Below are 15,262 nucleotides of genomic sequence, written 5' to 3' on the forward strand. Positions count from 1 at the left end.
AAAAGGGTAATTCCATATATGAATTGCCCTTTTTCTCTATGATATCTGTTTACCTTCAATAAAAAACCTGCACCATAAAATTAAAGGTGCAGGTTTACTGGTTAGTCATTTTTTTGTTCTTCATTTAGTTTATCCAATAAAGCCTTGGTGCTTGCTTCAGGGATTCCCAATTTTATAAATTCCTCTGATGTGGCTTCTTTCATCTTTTTAATCGAGCCAAAATGCTTAAGCAGTACTTTCTTTCTTTTCTCTCCTATACCAGGAACTCCATCCAGGACAGATTGGAAGCTTGATTTTCCTCTAATTTGTCGATGGAAGGTAATTGCAAATCGGTGAACCTCATCCTGTATACGCTGCAAGAGGTAAAACTCTTGGCTGGTTCTGCCCAATGGAATTATTTCTAAAGGGTTTCCGTATAGCAATACGGAGGTCTTATGTTTATCATCCTTAGCCAATCCCGCTACAGGAATCTCCATTCCGTATTCATCCTCGATTACTTCGCGAACTGCCTCAATATGTCCTTTGCCTCCATCAACTATGATTAAATCCGGCCAAGGGAGATTCTCTCGAAGTACGCGGGCATATCTCCTTCTGACGACTTCTCTCATGGAATCGTAGTCATTCGGGCCGATTACGGTTTTAATTTTATATTTCCGGTATTCCTTCCGTTCAGGTTTCCCATCAATAAATACAACCATAGCAGAGACAGGATCAACACCCTGAATATTCGAGTTATCGAAAGCCTCGATTCGATGCGGTGTATGAATCCCCATGATTTCTCCTAAGTTTTCAATTGCTTTTATCGTCCGTTCTTCGTCTCTTTCGATTAAAGAAAACTTCTCCTGCAAGGCGATTTTTGCATTTTTAACAGCAAGTTTCACCAGGTCTTTCTTTGGTCCACGTTTAGGCTGTGCCACTTTCACGTCAAGAAGTCCTTCAGCCAATTCTATATCTATATCATCAGTGAGGAGTACTTCATGTGGTTTAAAATGATTTGGCTTAGAATAAAATTGCCCCAAGAAGGTCAATAGCTCATCAGCAGGATCATCATATAAAGGGAATAACGAGACATCTCTCTCAATCAGCTTTCCTTGCCGAACAAAAAAGACTTGGACACACATCCAACCTTTATCAACTGCATATCCAAATATATCCCGGTCCGTTAAATCGCTGAATACAATTTTTTGTTTTTCCATTGTTGCTTCAATATGAGCGATTTGGTCCCTTAATTCCTTGGCCCGTTCAAAGTCCAATTCTTCTGATGCTTTATACATGTTATCCTGTAAATCTTTCTTGATATCCTTAAAACCGCCATTTAAAAACTTTGTTATTTCATCTGTAATTTGTTTATATTCATCTTCCCTGACCGTCTTTTCACATGGTGCAAGGCATTGTCCAATATGATAATACAAACATGCTTTAGCCGGTAAGGTTGTACACTTCCTGAGCGGATACAGCCGGTCTAACAGCTTTTTAGTTTCATTGGCTGCATATACATTTGGATAGGGCCCAAAGTACTTACCTTTATCTTTTTTTACGTTTCTTGTAATGATTAATCGAGGATGCCTTTCCGAAGTGATCTTGATAAACGGAAAGCTTTTATCATCCTTCAGCATGATATTGTATTTTGGATCATATTTTTTTATTAGATTCATTTCTAATATGAGTGCCTCCATATTAGAAGAGGTTACGATATACTCAAAATCCTCAATCTCCGATACAAGGCGCTGGGTTTTCCCATCATGAGAACCAGTAAAATAAGAACGTACCCTATTTTTTAAAACTTTGGCTTTTCCCACATATATAACAACATTTTGTCGGTCCTTCATTAGATAACATCCCGGCTGATCGGGTAACAAGCTAAGCTTATCTTTTATATGTTGATTCAAAAGGGTCCCCCCTCTACTTAAAGTTTAAGTTTCTATATATTATAAACGGATTTTACAATTAAAGGAGGTTTTAATACTTTCCAAAAGAAAAAAGACTCCGGTCGTCCGAAGTCTTTTTTACGTTAAACCTTAAGAATGCTTGGAAATCAAATTAACAAGTGCTTCTTTTGGTTGGAATCCGATCACTTTATCTACTACTTCTCCATCTTTAAAAAGAACAAGTGTAGGAATGCTCATGACACCGAATTTAACAGCTGTTTCTTGATTCTCATCTACATCAAGTTTAACGATTTTAACTTTACCATCTAACTCTGCATCGATTTCTTCCAATACAGGTGCGATCATTTTACAAGGTCCACACCAAGGTGCCCAAAAATCAGCTAAAACCAAGCCTTCGCCTGTTTCAGTTACGAATGTTTGATCCGTTACATTAGAAATTGCCATGAATTTTACCTCCTAAAGCATACATTAAGTAAACTATAAGTGGAGTATACCACTGTTCTATATAGGATGGCTACTGTCCTGCTTAATTATCCTGAATTTCAAAGAAATGGGTTTGTACTAATTTTACCTTTATGTTGAAAAACAGGATGGCTTTTGCCACCCTGTTTACCCAAAATATGAACTTAAGATTTCACAAGAAGATTTTTGAACTCTTCTGTTAATAAAGGAACTACATCAAATAAATCGCCAACAATACCGTAATCAGCTACTTTAAAAATATTAGCCTCTGGGTCTTTGTTGATTGCTACAATTACTTTGGAGTTAGACATACCGGCTAAATGCTGGATTGCTCCGGAAATTCCACAAGCAATATACAGATCCGGTGTCACGACCTTACCTGTTTGGCCAATTTGCAGAGAATAATCACAGTATTCGGCGTCACATGCTCCGCGAGATGCTCCAACAGCACCTCCAAGAACGTTGGCCAATTCTTTTAGTGGTTCAAAACCTTCTTCGCTTTTTACTCCCCGTCCACCGGCAACAATTACTTTAGCTTCTGACAGATCAACTCCCTCAGTTGCTTTACGTAATACTTCCTTAATAACGGTACGTAAATCCTTGATATCTACAGATATAGTTGAAACATCCCCCGTACGGGAAGGATCATGCTCAAGCGGATCAATATTATTTGGTCGAATAGTAGCAAATACTAGTCCATCTGTTACAATTCTCTTTTCAAATGCTTTACCGGAGTAGATTGGACGTGTAAAGACGATATTTCCGCCTGCCTCTTCTACACCAATCGCATCTGAAATTAGTCCGGAACTTAATTTACCAGCAACACGCGGCGCCAGGTCTTTTCCCAATGAAGTATGGCCGAAAATAAGTCCGTCAGGAGATTCTTGATCAATCACAGCTAACAAGGCCTGAGTATAACCGTCTGATGAATACTGTTTTAGCTGTTCATTCTCAACAGCGATAACACGGTCGGCTCCATAATGAATTAATTCCATCCCAATCTCTGTAACAGACTCTCCAAGTATAACGCCTACAACTTCTCCGCCCTCAGCAACTGTCTTAGCTGCAGCGATTGCTTCAAAGGATACATTACGAAGAGAAGACTCTCTTGTTTCACCTAAAACTAAAATCTTTCTAGACATAATTTTACCTCCCGTTATTTTTCCCTTTGTGTTCGTTGCTATCTATCACTATCACCGTTTATTTAAATTAAATTACCTTTGCTTCAGTACGAAGCAGATTAACCAGTTCCTTTACTTGGTCAGGAATTTCCCCTTGTAAAACTTTACCGGCATCTTTCTTAGGAGGCAGATAAATTTCAATACTCTTTGTTTTAGCTTCTACATCATCTTCTTCAAGATCAAGGTCATCCAGTTCCAATTCCTCAAGCGGTTTTTTCTTCGCTTTCATAATCCCTGGTAAGGATGGATAACGCGGCTCGTTCAAACCTTGTTGAGCTGTAATTAATAAAGGCAGAGAAGTTTCAATAATCTCAGAATCCCCTTCAACATCTCTGGTAACGGTTACATTTTCGCCGTTAATTTCAAGTTTAGTAACAGTAGTTACATAAGGGATATCGAGTAAACCGGCTACACGCGGTCCTACCTGACCGGAACCTCCATCAATTGCCACATTCCCTCCAATAATCAAATCAACCTCTTGTTCTTTTAAATACTCAGCTAATATTTTAGAAGTTGTATATTGGTCTCCATCTTCCACATCATCTTCAATATTTATAAGAACTGCCTTATCAGCTCCCATTGCAAGTGCAGTTCTTAGCTCTTTCTCTGCATCTTCTCCGCCGACTGTCACAACAGTCACTTCGCCGCCCTGTGCATCACGCACCTGGATAGCTTCCTCCACTGCATACTCATCGTACGGGTTAATGATAAACTCAGCGCCATCTTCTTGAATACGGCCGTTTGATAATGAAATTTTCTCCTCTGTATCAAATGTCCTTTTTAGCAAAACATAGATATTCATGTATTGCCCTCCTATAGTTCGTATTAATTTTGAAGATTGAGAAAACTAAATATATATAACTCCTACTCTCTGAAGCTCCCACTCAAAGAGAAGAGGTTACTCACAAAATGATTCGCTATTGACCGCCTATTTTCCTTTAAAAATCGGCAAACGTTTTTCTAAAAATGCATGAATCCCCTCTTTAGCATCTTCAGTGACAAAGATTTTGCCAAATTGGATAGCTTCCTCATCTACTCCTTTGTAATATTGTTCATGCTTAGAGTAGTTAATAAGGTGGATGGCTTTCTCTAGTGCAATTGGACTTTTTCCTGCAATTTTACCGGCAATCTCTTTTACGGCATCCATTAACTCTTCATCCTTGAAGGATTTATTTGCAAGTCCTGCTTCAACAGCCTCCAAACCAGAAATAGGTTCAGATGTGAACATCATCTCTGCAGCTTTGGATGCTCCCACAAAACGAGTGAGCCTTTGAGTACCAGCAAAACCGGGAATAAGACCCAGCTGCAGCTCTGGCAATCCAAGCTTAGCCCTTTCAGTTACGTATCGCAGATGGCAAGACATAGCGAGCTCAAGTCCGCCTCCCAATGCAGCGCCGTGAATGGCCGCTATGACCGGTTTTTTGAACCGTTCAATCCTTTCAAATAAATCCTGTCCTCTTTTAGAAAGAGCAGAAAAATCTCCTTCGGATGTAACTGTCGTGAATTCTTTAATATCTGCACCAGCTGAGAAAAATTTCCCCTCTCCATATAGGACAACAACCCGCACATCCTCGTTTTCTTCAATCGAATCAAACATGGCGGATAAATCTTCAAGAAGATCAGAAGCCAGTGCGTTAGCTGGTGGCCTATCTATAGAGACATAGGCCACCTGATTCTCCTCATATACACGTAATGTCTTCATTTGTATTACCCCTTTTTTGTATCATGGTTATCTCATTCAAGCACCCAATCCTTTGATTATTAAATGGTGAACTGGTTCAGCTTGCTTATTAAGATCATATTTTTGCTCGTTCATCACCCAAGTCGTAACGATTTCATCCAGCGTACCAAATACCATATGACGAGCCAGACGAACATCAAGTTTATCTTGGAATTCCCCTTGTTCAATTCCTGTAACTAAAATGGAATCAACAAGCTTTAAATATCCTTTAAGAACATCATTAATTTTATAACGTATCTCTTTATTGGATTGCCGTAATTCCAACTGTGTAACGATAGCCAAATGCTTATCCTCAGAAAGAATCTCAAAATGCTTGCGCACCAGCACCAGCATTTTTTCAGTTGCACTGGATACCCGTTCCATCTCTTCTTCAATACTGGATATGAAACTTCCCAGTTTATCCTGGAACATGGAAATCAAAATATCTTCTTTATTTTTGAAATACAAGTAAATCGTACCATCCGCTACACCCGCCTGCTTTGCTATCTTGGAGACTTGTGCTTGATGGTAGCCGTTTTCTGCAATAACAATCACGGCTGCATCAATAATCTGTTTGTATTTTGGGCGGTCTTTTTTCATTATCATTCTTCCTCCTCTAAAAATGAATGAATAGTCATTCATAATTTCATATTAGAGGGGAAAAATAATAAAGTCAAGCTAAATCCCTTTTCAATCAAATGGTTTTGCGAAGAGCTTTCTTCAGAATCGATTAAGCCTCTCTTTTATCAATTGTTTGTTGTTTTTGTTTCTCTTCATCAACCAATACACGTCGTAGAATTTTACCAATCGCGGTTTTCGGAAGCTCATCGCGGAATTCATATAGACGAGGTACTTTAAAGGCAGCCAAATGCTTACGGCAAAATTCATTTAATTCCTGCTCGGTCACTTTTGCTTGATCTTTCAATACTACATACGCTTTAACGGTTTCTCCGCGATATGGATCAGGCACACCCGCCACCACGGCTTCCTGAACAGCCTCATGCTCATATAATACCTCTTCAATTTCCCTCGGATAAATATTGAACCCGCCTGCAATAATGATATCTTTTTTACGATCCACGATGTAGAAGTATCCTTCTTCATCCATATAGCCCATATCTCCCGTTAATAACCATTCACCACAGAAAGCGTTCTCTGTTTCCTCTGGACGATTCCAATATCCTCTCATAACTTGGGGGCCCTTTATTGCCAGTTCACCGACCTCACCTGGAGGTAACGGCTCTAAGGTTTCAGAGGATAGAATTGCTGCTTCCGTACTTGGCCATGGTAAACCAATACTTCCCTTCACACGCTTGTCACTCCATAAAAGATTAGCATGAGTTACGGGTGATGTTTCTGTCAAACCGTAGCCCTCAACCAATTTACCTCCAGTGAGTTTTTCAAATTTCTCCTGAACTTCCACTGGGAGTGCTGCTGAACCACTTATACAGGCATCAATGGATGATAAATCATACTTCGAAATATCCGGATGATTTAATAAGCCAATATACATGGTAGGAGCTCCTGGAAATAGAGTTGGCTTCTGTTTCTGTATAGTCTTCAAGGTCGTAACGGCATCAAACTTTGGCAATATAATCATCTCATGGCCCTTCATGATAGAAAGGATAAGAACGGTAGTCATCCCATAGACATGGAAAAAAGGCAATATTGCGAGGACTTTTTCTTCTGCTTCTTTATATTTATAGAGCCAGGCATCACACATTTTTGTATTGGCTACCAGGTTATTATGTGTCAGCATAACTCCCTTAGGAAAACCAGTTGTTCCACCGGTATATTGCAGTAAGGCAAGATCTTCTTCCGGGTTGCCTTCATACTCGACCTCGGTTTTCGGTGATGTTTTTAGGATTTCAGACATGAGATGATGATTGCCTTTATGCTCAACATTGACGACAATGCCATATTGCTTTTTCTGGATAAATGGATAAATTAAGTTCTTTGGAAAAGGTAAAAAATCTTTGATGGGAGCAACGATGATATGCTGTAAATCTGTTTTTTTCATGACACTCATGACACGGGGGAACAAAATATCTAAAGTCAGGATAACTTTGGCACCTGAATCCTGCATTTGGTATTCGATTTCTCTTTCCATATACAGAGGGTTCGTTTGAACCACTATAGCACCTGCTATCAATGATCCATAATAACCAATGACTCCCTGCGGCGAATTTGGTAGCATGATAGCTACTCGGTCACCTTTTTCAACGCCTAGCTTTTTCAAATAATGGGCAAATTGCAATGCATACTCATACAGTTTCTTGTACGTAATTGATGTTCCCATAAAATGAAGGGCGTTTTTAGTTGGGTATTTGTAAGCAGACTGTTTTAAATAATCCTGTATTAAATTATGTCCATACTCGATGCTTTTCGGGATTTCTTCTGGATAATGCTTAAACCATGGTTTTTCTTCTAACAATGTAAAAACCTCCCTTAAAAAGCTATTTCTCCTAGTTAATTATAGTATAATGAATTTTATGTGACAATATTTTACTAATATTCTGTTAACTTTATTTGAATTATCTAGTTCTTAACTCCTAAAGAATGATTTTGGAAGTCCTGAATATCCAATAATCACTTTTTTGCTTTCAATGTGTACTTAACTTGCCGGCAGGATATAAAAAAGAGCCTAAACAGCGGGACCCCCCACCATTTAAACTCTTTCACTCACGCACTCACGCGTAGAAGGCCATATATATGATCCCGACAATGATAAATAAAGCAGATACCACCAACAAAATCTTCCCCAGTGTTTCCATGGTCTCCTCCTGTGTTCTCCCTTATTTCAATTCAACAATCGTCACGCCAATTCCACCTTCAGAAGCTTCCCCAAACCTCATTGATTTGACTGAACGATGATTTTTCAAATACTCTCTGACTCCTTGTCTCAGTGCCCCTGTTCCTTTCCCATGAATGATGGAAACACGCGGATAACCGGCAAGCAAGGCATCATCAATATATTTCTCCACTCTAGACAATGCATTTTCGTAACGCTCACCACGGAGATCAAGCTCTAGATTAACATGAAAATTTTTACCTTTAATCTTGGTGATCGTTTTCGTCTCGACTGGCTTTGGACTTTTCTTAAATTCGAGATCTTTCTCATCCACTTTCATTTTCATGATTCCCATTTGAACATTCCACTCATGATCGGATATCTTTTCTATTAATTGACCAATTTGTCCCCAAGTGAGAACCTTAACTTCATCGCCAGGCTTAAGCGTCCTTTTGGCTGACGATACAGCGGCTTTTCTTATTTTTTTGGATTCCTCAGGTTTTGCTTCATTAAGCCTTCTCTTCGCCTCTATCAATTCATGCTCTTTGACTTCAGCACTCTTTTCGATTCGCATCTGTCTCAGCTCACGGATAATTTCCTCCGCTTCTTTTTGAGCCTTTTCTACGAGTTGCCTTGCTTCCTGCTTGGCTTTTTCGATTAGCGTATCTTTTTTATCCTCGTACTCCATTAATTGTTTTTGTAAATCTTGATGAAGGATTTCAGCATCCCTCAAATATTCTTCCGCTTCCTGCCAGTCTTTTTCAGCTTCCTTTCGTGAAGTTTCCAAAGATGCAATCATGTTTTCAACCTTATTGGAATCGGCTCCAATCATTCCACGAGCGTTGCGAATAATCCGTTCAGTTAAACCCAGCTTCGTAGAGATTTCGAACGCATTACTTCGACCAGGCACACCGATAAGCAGTCGATAGGTTGGACTGAGCGTTTCTACATCAAATTCCACACTTGCATTCATGACGCCTTCTTTATTATATCCATAGGCTTTCAGCTCAGGATAATGGGTTGTAGCAATAACCTTAGCTCCACGTGAATGTGCTTCATCCAGAATTGAAATCGCTAGTGCCGCTCCTTCCTGAGGATCTGTTCCAGCTCCAAGCTCATCAAATAATACGAGTGATTCAAAGTCCAAGGTTTCTAGGATTTCCACTATATTCACCATATGAGATGAAAATGTACTCAAGCTTTGCTCAATCGATTGTTCGTCACCGATATCTGCATATACAGATTTAAAAACTGCTAATTCTGATCCATCCATTGCCGGTACCTGCAAACCTGCCATAGCCATTAATGTACAAAGACCGACCGTTTTTAATGTGACGGTTTTACCGCCTGTATTCGGTCCTGTAATGACCATCGTCCCATAGGTCTCTCCAAGAATGATGTCGTTGGCAACAACCTCTTCTTTTGGAATGAGCGGATGTCTTGCCTTCTTAAGCTTAATGATTCCCTGATTATTCATAATCGGCATGGATGCATGAATAGCTTTTGCATATTTTGCTTTTGCAAAGGCAAAATCGAGCTTAGCCAAAATAGAGACATTCAGTAATATATCATCTGCATACTCGCCTACAGCATTGGAAAGTGCTGTTAGTATACGTTCTACTTCCCTACTTTCTTTTACGCGAATATCCTGTAATGTATTATTCAATTGAACAATAGACTGCGGCTCAATAAACAAGGTTTGCCCTGATGCAGATTGATCATGGATAATACCGCCATAATGATTTCTATATTCCTGCTTTACAGGTATGACAAAACGATCATTCCGAATCGTCACAATCGTATCTGATAACATTTTGGCGGCATTGCTTGAACGAATCATACTTTCAAGCTTTTCTCTAACTCTTGCTTCATTCGTGCGCAATTGCTGACGCAACGTCCGGAGCGTATTACTGGCAGAGTCCAGAACCTCACCATGGTCCCCAATTGCCATATTGATGTCTTTTTCCAGATCACTCAGATTCACTAATTGGTCTTTATATTCATAGAGAATAGGAAGTTCGATTTCATTTTCCTGCATATCCTCCAAAAATCTGCGTAGAGTCCGTCCTGCTCTCAGTGTACTTGATGTTTCCATCAATTCAACAGGACTGAGAACACCACCAATCCGAGCTCGTTTTATATGGGAGCGAATATCAAATATCCCTCCAAGAGGCACATTGCCCTTTAAGCGATATACGGTTGCAGCCTCGTCTGTTTCATATTGAGTACGTTTAACCTCTTCCAAATCGGTATTGGGCATTAACTGTTCACTTAGGCTTTTTCCCAGACTGGAAGAAGCATGTTTTTGCAATTGTGCAATGATTTTTGTAAACTCGAGTGTTTTTAATACTTTGTCTTGCATGGAGAAAAATCCTCCTTACTTTTTCTGTTAGTCTCTATTGAGGAAAGCCAAAAAATCGTCCTCATTTTGGGCGTTTAATACAGTCTCTTTCTTGATCCAGCCACGCTTGGCGTTTGACACACCTACGTCCATATTCTCCAGCATATCAATGCTGTGAGCATCTGTATTAATAACGATTTTAACTCCTGCATCCTGAGCTTTTTTAACATTTTCCGCTGCTAAATCGAGACGATTTGGATTGGCATTCAACTCTAATACCGTATCAGATTCTTTTGCAAGCTGAATCAATAAATCCATATCCACTGCGTAACCGTCTCTTCGCCCAATAACCCGCCCAGTTGGATGTGCGATAATATCGACATGTTTATTGGTCAATGCTGTTTTCAAACGCTCCATAATCACTTCCTGCGGTTGTGAGAAAGAGGAGTGAATAGAAGCAATAACAAGATCTAATTGTTCTAGAATTTCATCATCAAAATCAAGTGTACCATCCGGAAGGATGTCCATTTCGATACCGGACAGGATCATGATGTCATCATATTCCTTATTTAACTTCCTGATTTCTTCTTTCTGTTTTAAAACTCTTTCAGGTGTCAGTCCGTTTGCCACTTTTAAATATTGAGAATGATCGGTTATGGCCATATAGCGATACCCCTTGGCACGGCAAGCTTCTACCATCTCTTTTAACGTATGGGAGCCGTCACTCCAGGTTGTATGCATATGAAGATCACCTTTAATATCCTCCAAGGAAATTAAACCGTAATCAGCTTGATATTTATCGATTTCAGTACCATCCTGCCTAATTTCCGGTGGAATATACGGCAGACCAAAATGGCTATATAGGTCTTCTTCGCTCTCAAATGTTTTGACTTCACCAGTTTCTAAATTTTCAACGCCATATTCACTAACCTTTTCACCGCGATCCTTAGCCAATTGGCGTAAACGGACATTATGGTCCTTAGATCCAGTAAAATAGTGTAAAGCCGTTGCAAACTCAGCTGGCTTTACCATCCTGAAATCTACTGCTATTTCATAATCATAGGCTAAAGCAAGAGATACTTTTGTATCACCGGCTGCAACGATATGATCAATATTGGTTAACCCTAAGATTTGTTCTTTGACACTCAAGGGATTGTCAGTAGCTATGATGAAATCAAGGTCTTTTATCGTTTCACGTCCGCGCCTTACACTGCCAGCTCTTGAAAAGCGAATAACATCTTCCATTGCCTGCAGTTTTGCCTCAATGTCTTCCACAATCGGCAGCATAACAGCAAGAGGCAGACGATCCGGTTTTGTTCCCATTGCTTTGATGGCATCAAGTATGTTTTCTTCAGACTTTTTGCCAAAGCCGGCAAGTTTACTGACTTTCCCTTCTTCACACGCTTTCTGCAGCTCTTCCGCATTCGTAATAGCTAACTCTTTATATAGCTTGGCAATCTTTTTCCCACCGAGTCCTTGTAAGCGAAGAAGAGGAATTAACCCCTTCGGCACTTCCTCCTGCAATTCTTTAAGGACCTCTGATGATTCCATTTCGATATATTCATTTATGACAGCTGCCGTTCCTTTGCCGATCCCGCTCAGCTTGGTGAAATCATCAATCTCCGACAGGCTGCGTTCATCTACTTCAAGTGCCTGTGCAGCTTTGCGAAAGGCAGAAACCTTAAATTGATTTTCTCCCTTTAATTCCATATATATTGCTATTGTTTCCAATAGTTTAATGACATCTTTTTTGTTTACGCTCATTCCGGCCACCTACCCGTCCTATTTCATTTATTAGATACCTTTATCCTTCATTATATACAAGCTCAATCGGATACTAAAAAAGAATGACTTCCCTATTGGAAGAGGAAGTCATGAAAATGGATGGAACCACAAATTTGTCACCCAATCAGATAAAAATGGGGTGTTCATAATGATTGTTTTCGCTAAGGATGAGTTATGTATCATTTCCTGCAGTGACTCAATGGGTAGCATAGCACCAATAAATAGGATAATAAACATACCCAAATACATTTCTACAAATCCTAAAGCCCCGCCAGCCAATTGATTAAACTGCTTCAAAAGGGGCAGCTGAGCAAGAAAGTCCAGCATGGACCCAATAATTTGCAGGACAATTTTTACGCCAACAAAAATAATAAAGAATGCAATTGCATTGTAAAAAGCAGAATCCAAATCTGTAATATTAAACAGCATATTAAGACTTGAGTCAGTATCCGCTGATGACGGAAAAGGAACCCACATTTCAAGCTTAGGACCGAGGTCTTTATAAAATAATTTAGCTACAATCAAGGCAATAATAAAACTTAATAAGTGTACAAGCTGCAAGATTAAGCCTCTTCTTAAACCTATTAAAAATCCTATGAGTAAAGCTACTAATATGAATAGTGTAACCATAATATCCTCATTTCTTCTGTTGATTTATTTCTATTTCCAAGGCTTCTATCTTTTCTAACAATTTATAGTATTCATGCATCGTATTAACTGCAGTTAATACAGCTAATTTAGTCGTATCCAGACTCGGGTTTTTTTGACCAATTTCGCGCATTTTATCATCCACCGAGTGGGCAACTTGTCGTAAATGAGAAGTTGATTCATCGCCTACAATGGTGTATTGTTGTCCATATATCTCAACGTTTATCCTGTTTTTATCAGACAAGGCGGTTGCCTCCAATCATAAAAATCCTGTCTACTATCATAACATGAAAACCAATTTCTTGGTATTCCTAGATAAAAACTACTATCAATCGTAAAATATCATATACACAAATTTCCGTCCTATTAACAAGAGGACGGAAATTTGGCGTAAAGAGGAGTAGAGTAGAAAAATGGCGAATACTGTTATTACAGTAACAAAAGAAACGATTCTAAAAATGAAATCCTATTATTTGAATTCTTTATTGCCTAAAACACCACCCGGAGCTGTTTTCTCAGCGAAAATGAACGGGATGACGATTACTGCCTATAATTCAGGAAAAGTATTATTCCAAGGAGCCGTCTCAGATACAGAAGTTCAAAAATGGAGTAGCGGACCAACCAATGCTGCTGCCCCTCAAAAAAAATCACCAATTAAAAAAAGAAGTGTATCAGACCATATCTACCGTCCTCCTCATACAATCAATGAGTTGAGTATCATTGGTACAGATGAAGCGGGAACGGGCGATTACTTCGGACCCATAACAGTTGCGGCAGCCTATGTCAGCAAGAAACATATTCGGGAACTTGAAAATATGGGCATACGGGACTCAAAAACGATTCGCGATCCGCAAATATTAATTCTTGGCAAAAAGATTACAGCAATGATTCCGTATAGTCTGCTTGTCCTGAAAAACGAAAAATACAATAGCCTTCAGCAAAAAGGAATGAGCCAGGGTAAAATGAAAGCCATGCTGCATGAACAAGCTATTCATCATTTGCTGGCCAAATTGGAAGGAACCAAGCCAGATGGTATTCTCATAGACCAATTTTGTGAACCTGATATATATTTTCGCCATACCGCCACGAACGGAAATCGTGAAGTTCCCTTGTATTTCAGCACAAAAGCTGAAAGTATATCCACAGCGGTGGCAGCCGCTTCTGTCATTGCCCGCTACGCTTTCTTAAAACATATGGATCTACTCAGCGAACAGGCAGGGATGACGATTCCTAAAGGCGCCAGTTCAAAAGTGGATGAAGCTGCCGCTGTCTTTATCGCTAAAAAAGGTGAAAGTGAATTAAACGCCTTTGCCAAGCTTCACTTCGCCAATACAGAAAAGGCACGCAAGCTCGTAAAACGAATTGGATTATAATCAAACACTCAGCTTGGGAGCTGATCTGCACCCCAATTGTTAGACACACGGTCTAACAATTGGGGAGATCACATCTGGTCTGAGTGTTTTTATTATGGAGTAAAGTTGTTTTCAACAAGATTCTCCATTTAACAGGGCCTCGTAGGTTGTATTTACGGGAATCAAGCCGACTTTATTCAAAATCCGGCCGAACTTAGAAGGAATTCAGCCAATCTTGGTAATAATCCAGCCGAGTTTGATTGGAATCCAGCCAAACTACCCCTAAATCCAGCCGCTATCCTCAGCCAATTAAAATGATGTTTAAATGCAATGAAAAACTTACCAGTTTACCGCATTTTCTGAGGGGAATAAAATAATCGGAATTTTTTCAAAGAGATGAGGTAAAACGAGAATGGAAAATGTTTTGTTAAGTTTTTTCAAGGTTGAAAGCGAAGCATATCAGGCTTTATCTGAGCTAAAAAGAACTCATACATCCCAGAAAGATTTCGTCCTCTCACAAGTAGTTTTACTAAAAAAAGTTGATGGGGAGATTATCACAAAGGATAGCTTCAACACTGGCAGTCAAACAAGTGATGACACTTTATTAGGCGGACTTATTGGAGGAGCTCTCGGGTTACTTGGCGGTCCGATAGGTATCCTTTTAGGAATGGGGATAGGTGCCGGCTTCGGTTCTTTATTAGATATGAATGATGCCAAGGAAGAGGACGGTATGCTTTATACGGTTTCTACAAGAATGAAAGACGGAGATATAGCCCTTATAGCTGTTATACAAGAAGAAACAGAAACATCCTATAATGAGATCATTAATCAATTTAATACAGTAATCGTTAGATACCGTGCCAGCGTTATTCAGGAAGAACTAGACCATGCGCGTAAGATACAAAAGGAATTAGAACACGAAGCAAAAGCCAGAATGAAAGAACAGCGCTCAAAAGAAAGACGAGAAAAAATCGACGAATATAGTACGAAATTAAGAGAAGAATTCAAACAGATTAAAGAGAAATTATCATAAACCAACACAGTCATCATACATTAACAAGTTAATTCATACATAAAAAAAAGATTGCTTATA

At 39.4% G+C, this 15,262-nt stretch carries 13 protein-coding genes; 2 read left to right on the forward strand and 11 right to left on the reverse strand.

Annotated elements, in window-relative coordinates; all coding sequences use genetic code 11:
• Positions 1 to 101: 101 nt before the first annotated feature.
• The 11 genes from uvrC to zapA form a co-directional block, all read right to left on the reverse strand.
• Entirely contained in the window at positions 102 to 1,889 is a 1,788-nt protein-coding gene (uvrC, locus tag AC4BHA_RS08475; RefSeq protein WP_066108740.1) for an excinuclease ABC subunit UvrC, read from the reverse strand.
• 129 nt (positions 1,890 to 2,018) lie between these two features.
• Complete coding sequence (trxA, locus tag AC4BHA_RS08480) at positions 2,019 to 2,333, reverse strand: thioredoxin (RefSeq protein WP_066108745.1); 315 nt, start codon at positions 2,331 to 2,333, stop codon at positions 2,019 to 2,021.
• Positions 2,334 to 2,515: 182 nt separating this feature from the next.
• Positions 2,516 to 3,493, reverse strand: coding sequence for an electron transfer flavoprotein subunit alpha/FixB family protein (locus AC4BHA_RS08485; protein ID WP_490558435.1), 978 nt, complete (start codon positions 3,491 to 3,493; stop codon positions 2,516 to 2,518).
• 67 nt (positions 3,494 to 3,560) lie between these two features.
• A complete protein-coding gene (locus AC4BHA_RS08490; protein WP_066108751.1) occupies positions 3,561 to 4,334 on the reverse strand; it encodes an electron transfer flavoprotein subunit beta/FixA family protein in 774 nt (257 codons plus the stop codon).
• Positions 4,335 to 4,460: 126 nt separating this feature from the next.
• Positions 4,461 to 5,234: an enoyl-CoA hydratase gene (locus AC4BHA_RS08495; RefSeq protein WP_139892815.1), complete on the reverse strand. Its 774-nt coding sequence runs from the start codon at positions 5,232 to 5,234 to the stop codon at positions 4,461 to 4,463.
• A gap of 36 nt (positions 5,235 to 5,270) precedes the next feature.
• Positions 5,271 to 5,852, reverse strand: a complete 582-nt coding sequence (gene fadR / locus AC4BHA_RS08500; protein WP_066108759.1) for a fatty acid metabolism transcriptional regulator FadR — start codon at positions 5,850 to 5,852, stop codon at positions 5,271 to 5,273.
• A 130-nt stretch (positions 5,853 to 5,982) separates the two neighbouring features.
• A complete protein-coding gene (locus AC4BHA_RS08505) occupies positions 5,983 to 7,686 on the reverse strand; it encodes a long-chain-fatty-acid--CoA ligase (RefSeq protein WP_490558436.1) in 1,704 nt (567 codons plus the stop codon).
• 361 nt (positions 7,687 to 8,047) lie between these two features.
• Positions 8,048 to 10,405, reverse strand: a complete 2,358-nt coding sequence (locus AC4BHA_RS08510) for an endonuclease MutS2 (protein ID WP_490558437.1) — start codon at positions 10,403 to 10,405, stop codon at positions 8,048 to 8,050.
• A 27-nt stretch (positions 10,406 to 10,432) separates the two neighbouring features.
• Entirely contained in the window at positions 10,433 to 12,148 is a 1,716-nt protein-coding gene (gene polX, locus AC4BHA_RS08515) for a DNA polymerase/3'-5' exonuclease PolX (RefSeq protein WP_490558438.1), read from the reverse strand.
• A gap of 108 nt (positions 12,149 to 12,256) precedes the next feature.
• Entirely contained in the window at positions 12,257 to 12,799 is a 543-nt protein-coding gene (locus AC4BHA_RS08520; protein ID WP_066108772.1) for a CvpA family protein, read from the reverse strand.
• A 7-nt stretch (positions 12,800 to 12,806) separates the two neighbouring features.
• The gene (gene zapA / locus AC4BHA_RS08525) at positions 12,807 to 13,076 is read right to left on the reverse strand and encodes a cell division protein ZapA (RefSeq protein ID WP_373925507.1); all 270 of its coding nucleotides are present in this window, start codon (positions 13,074 to 13,076) and stop codon (positions 12,807 to 12,809) included.
• Between the two features lie 154 nt (positions 13,077 to 13,230).
• Here zapA and rnhC point away from each other — a divergent pair, with 154 nt between their 5' ends.
• The gene (rnhC, locus tag AC4BHA_RS08530; protein ID WP_490558439.1) at positions 13,231 to 14,190 is read left to right on the forward strand and encodes a ribonuclease HIII; all 960 of its coding nucleotides are present in this window, start codon (positions 13,231 to 13,233) and stop codon (positions 14,188 to 14,190) included.
• 391 nt (positions 14,191 to 14,581) lie between these two features.
• Complete coding sequence (locus AC4BHA_RS08535) at positions 14,582 to 15,202, forward strand: hypothetical protein (RefSeq protein WP_490558440.1); 621 nt, start codon at positions 14,582 to 14,584, stop codon at positions 15,200 to 15,202.
• The last annotated feature ends 60 nt before the right edge of the window (positions 15,203 to 15,262 follow it).

It is taken from the genome of Pradoshia sp. Z3_51 (assembly GCF_058215915.1).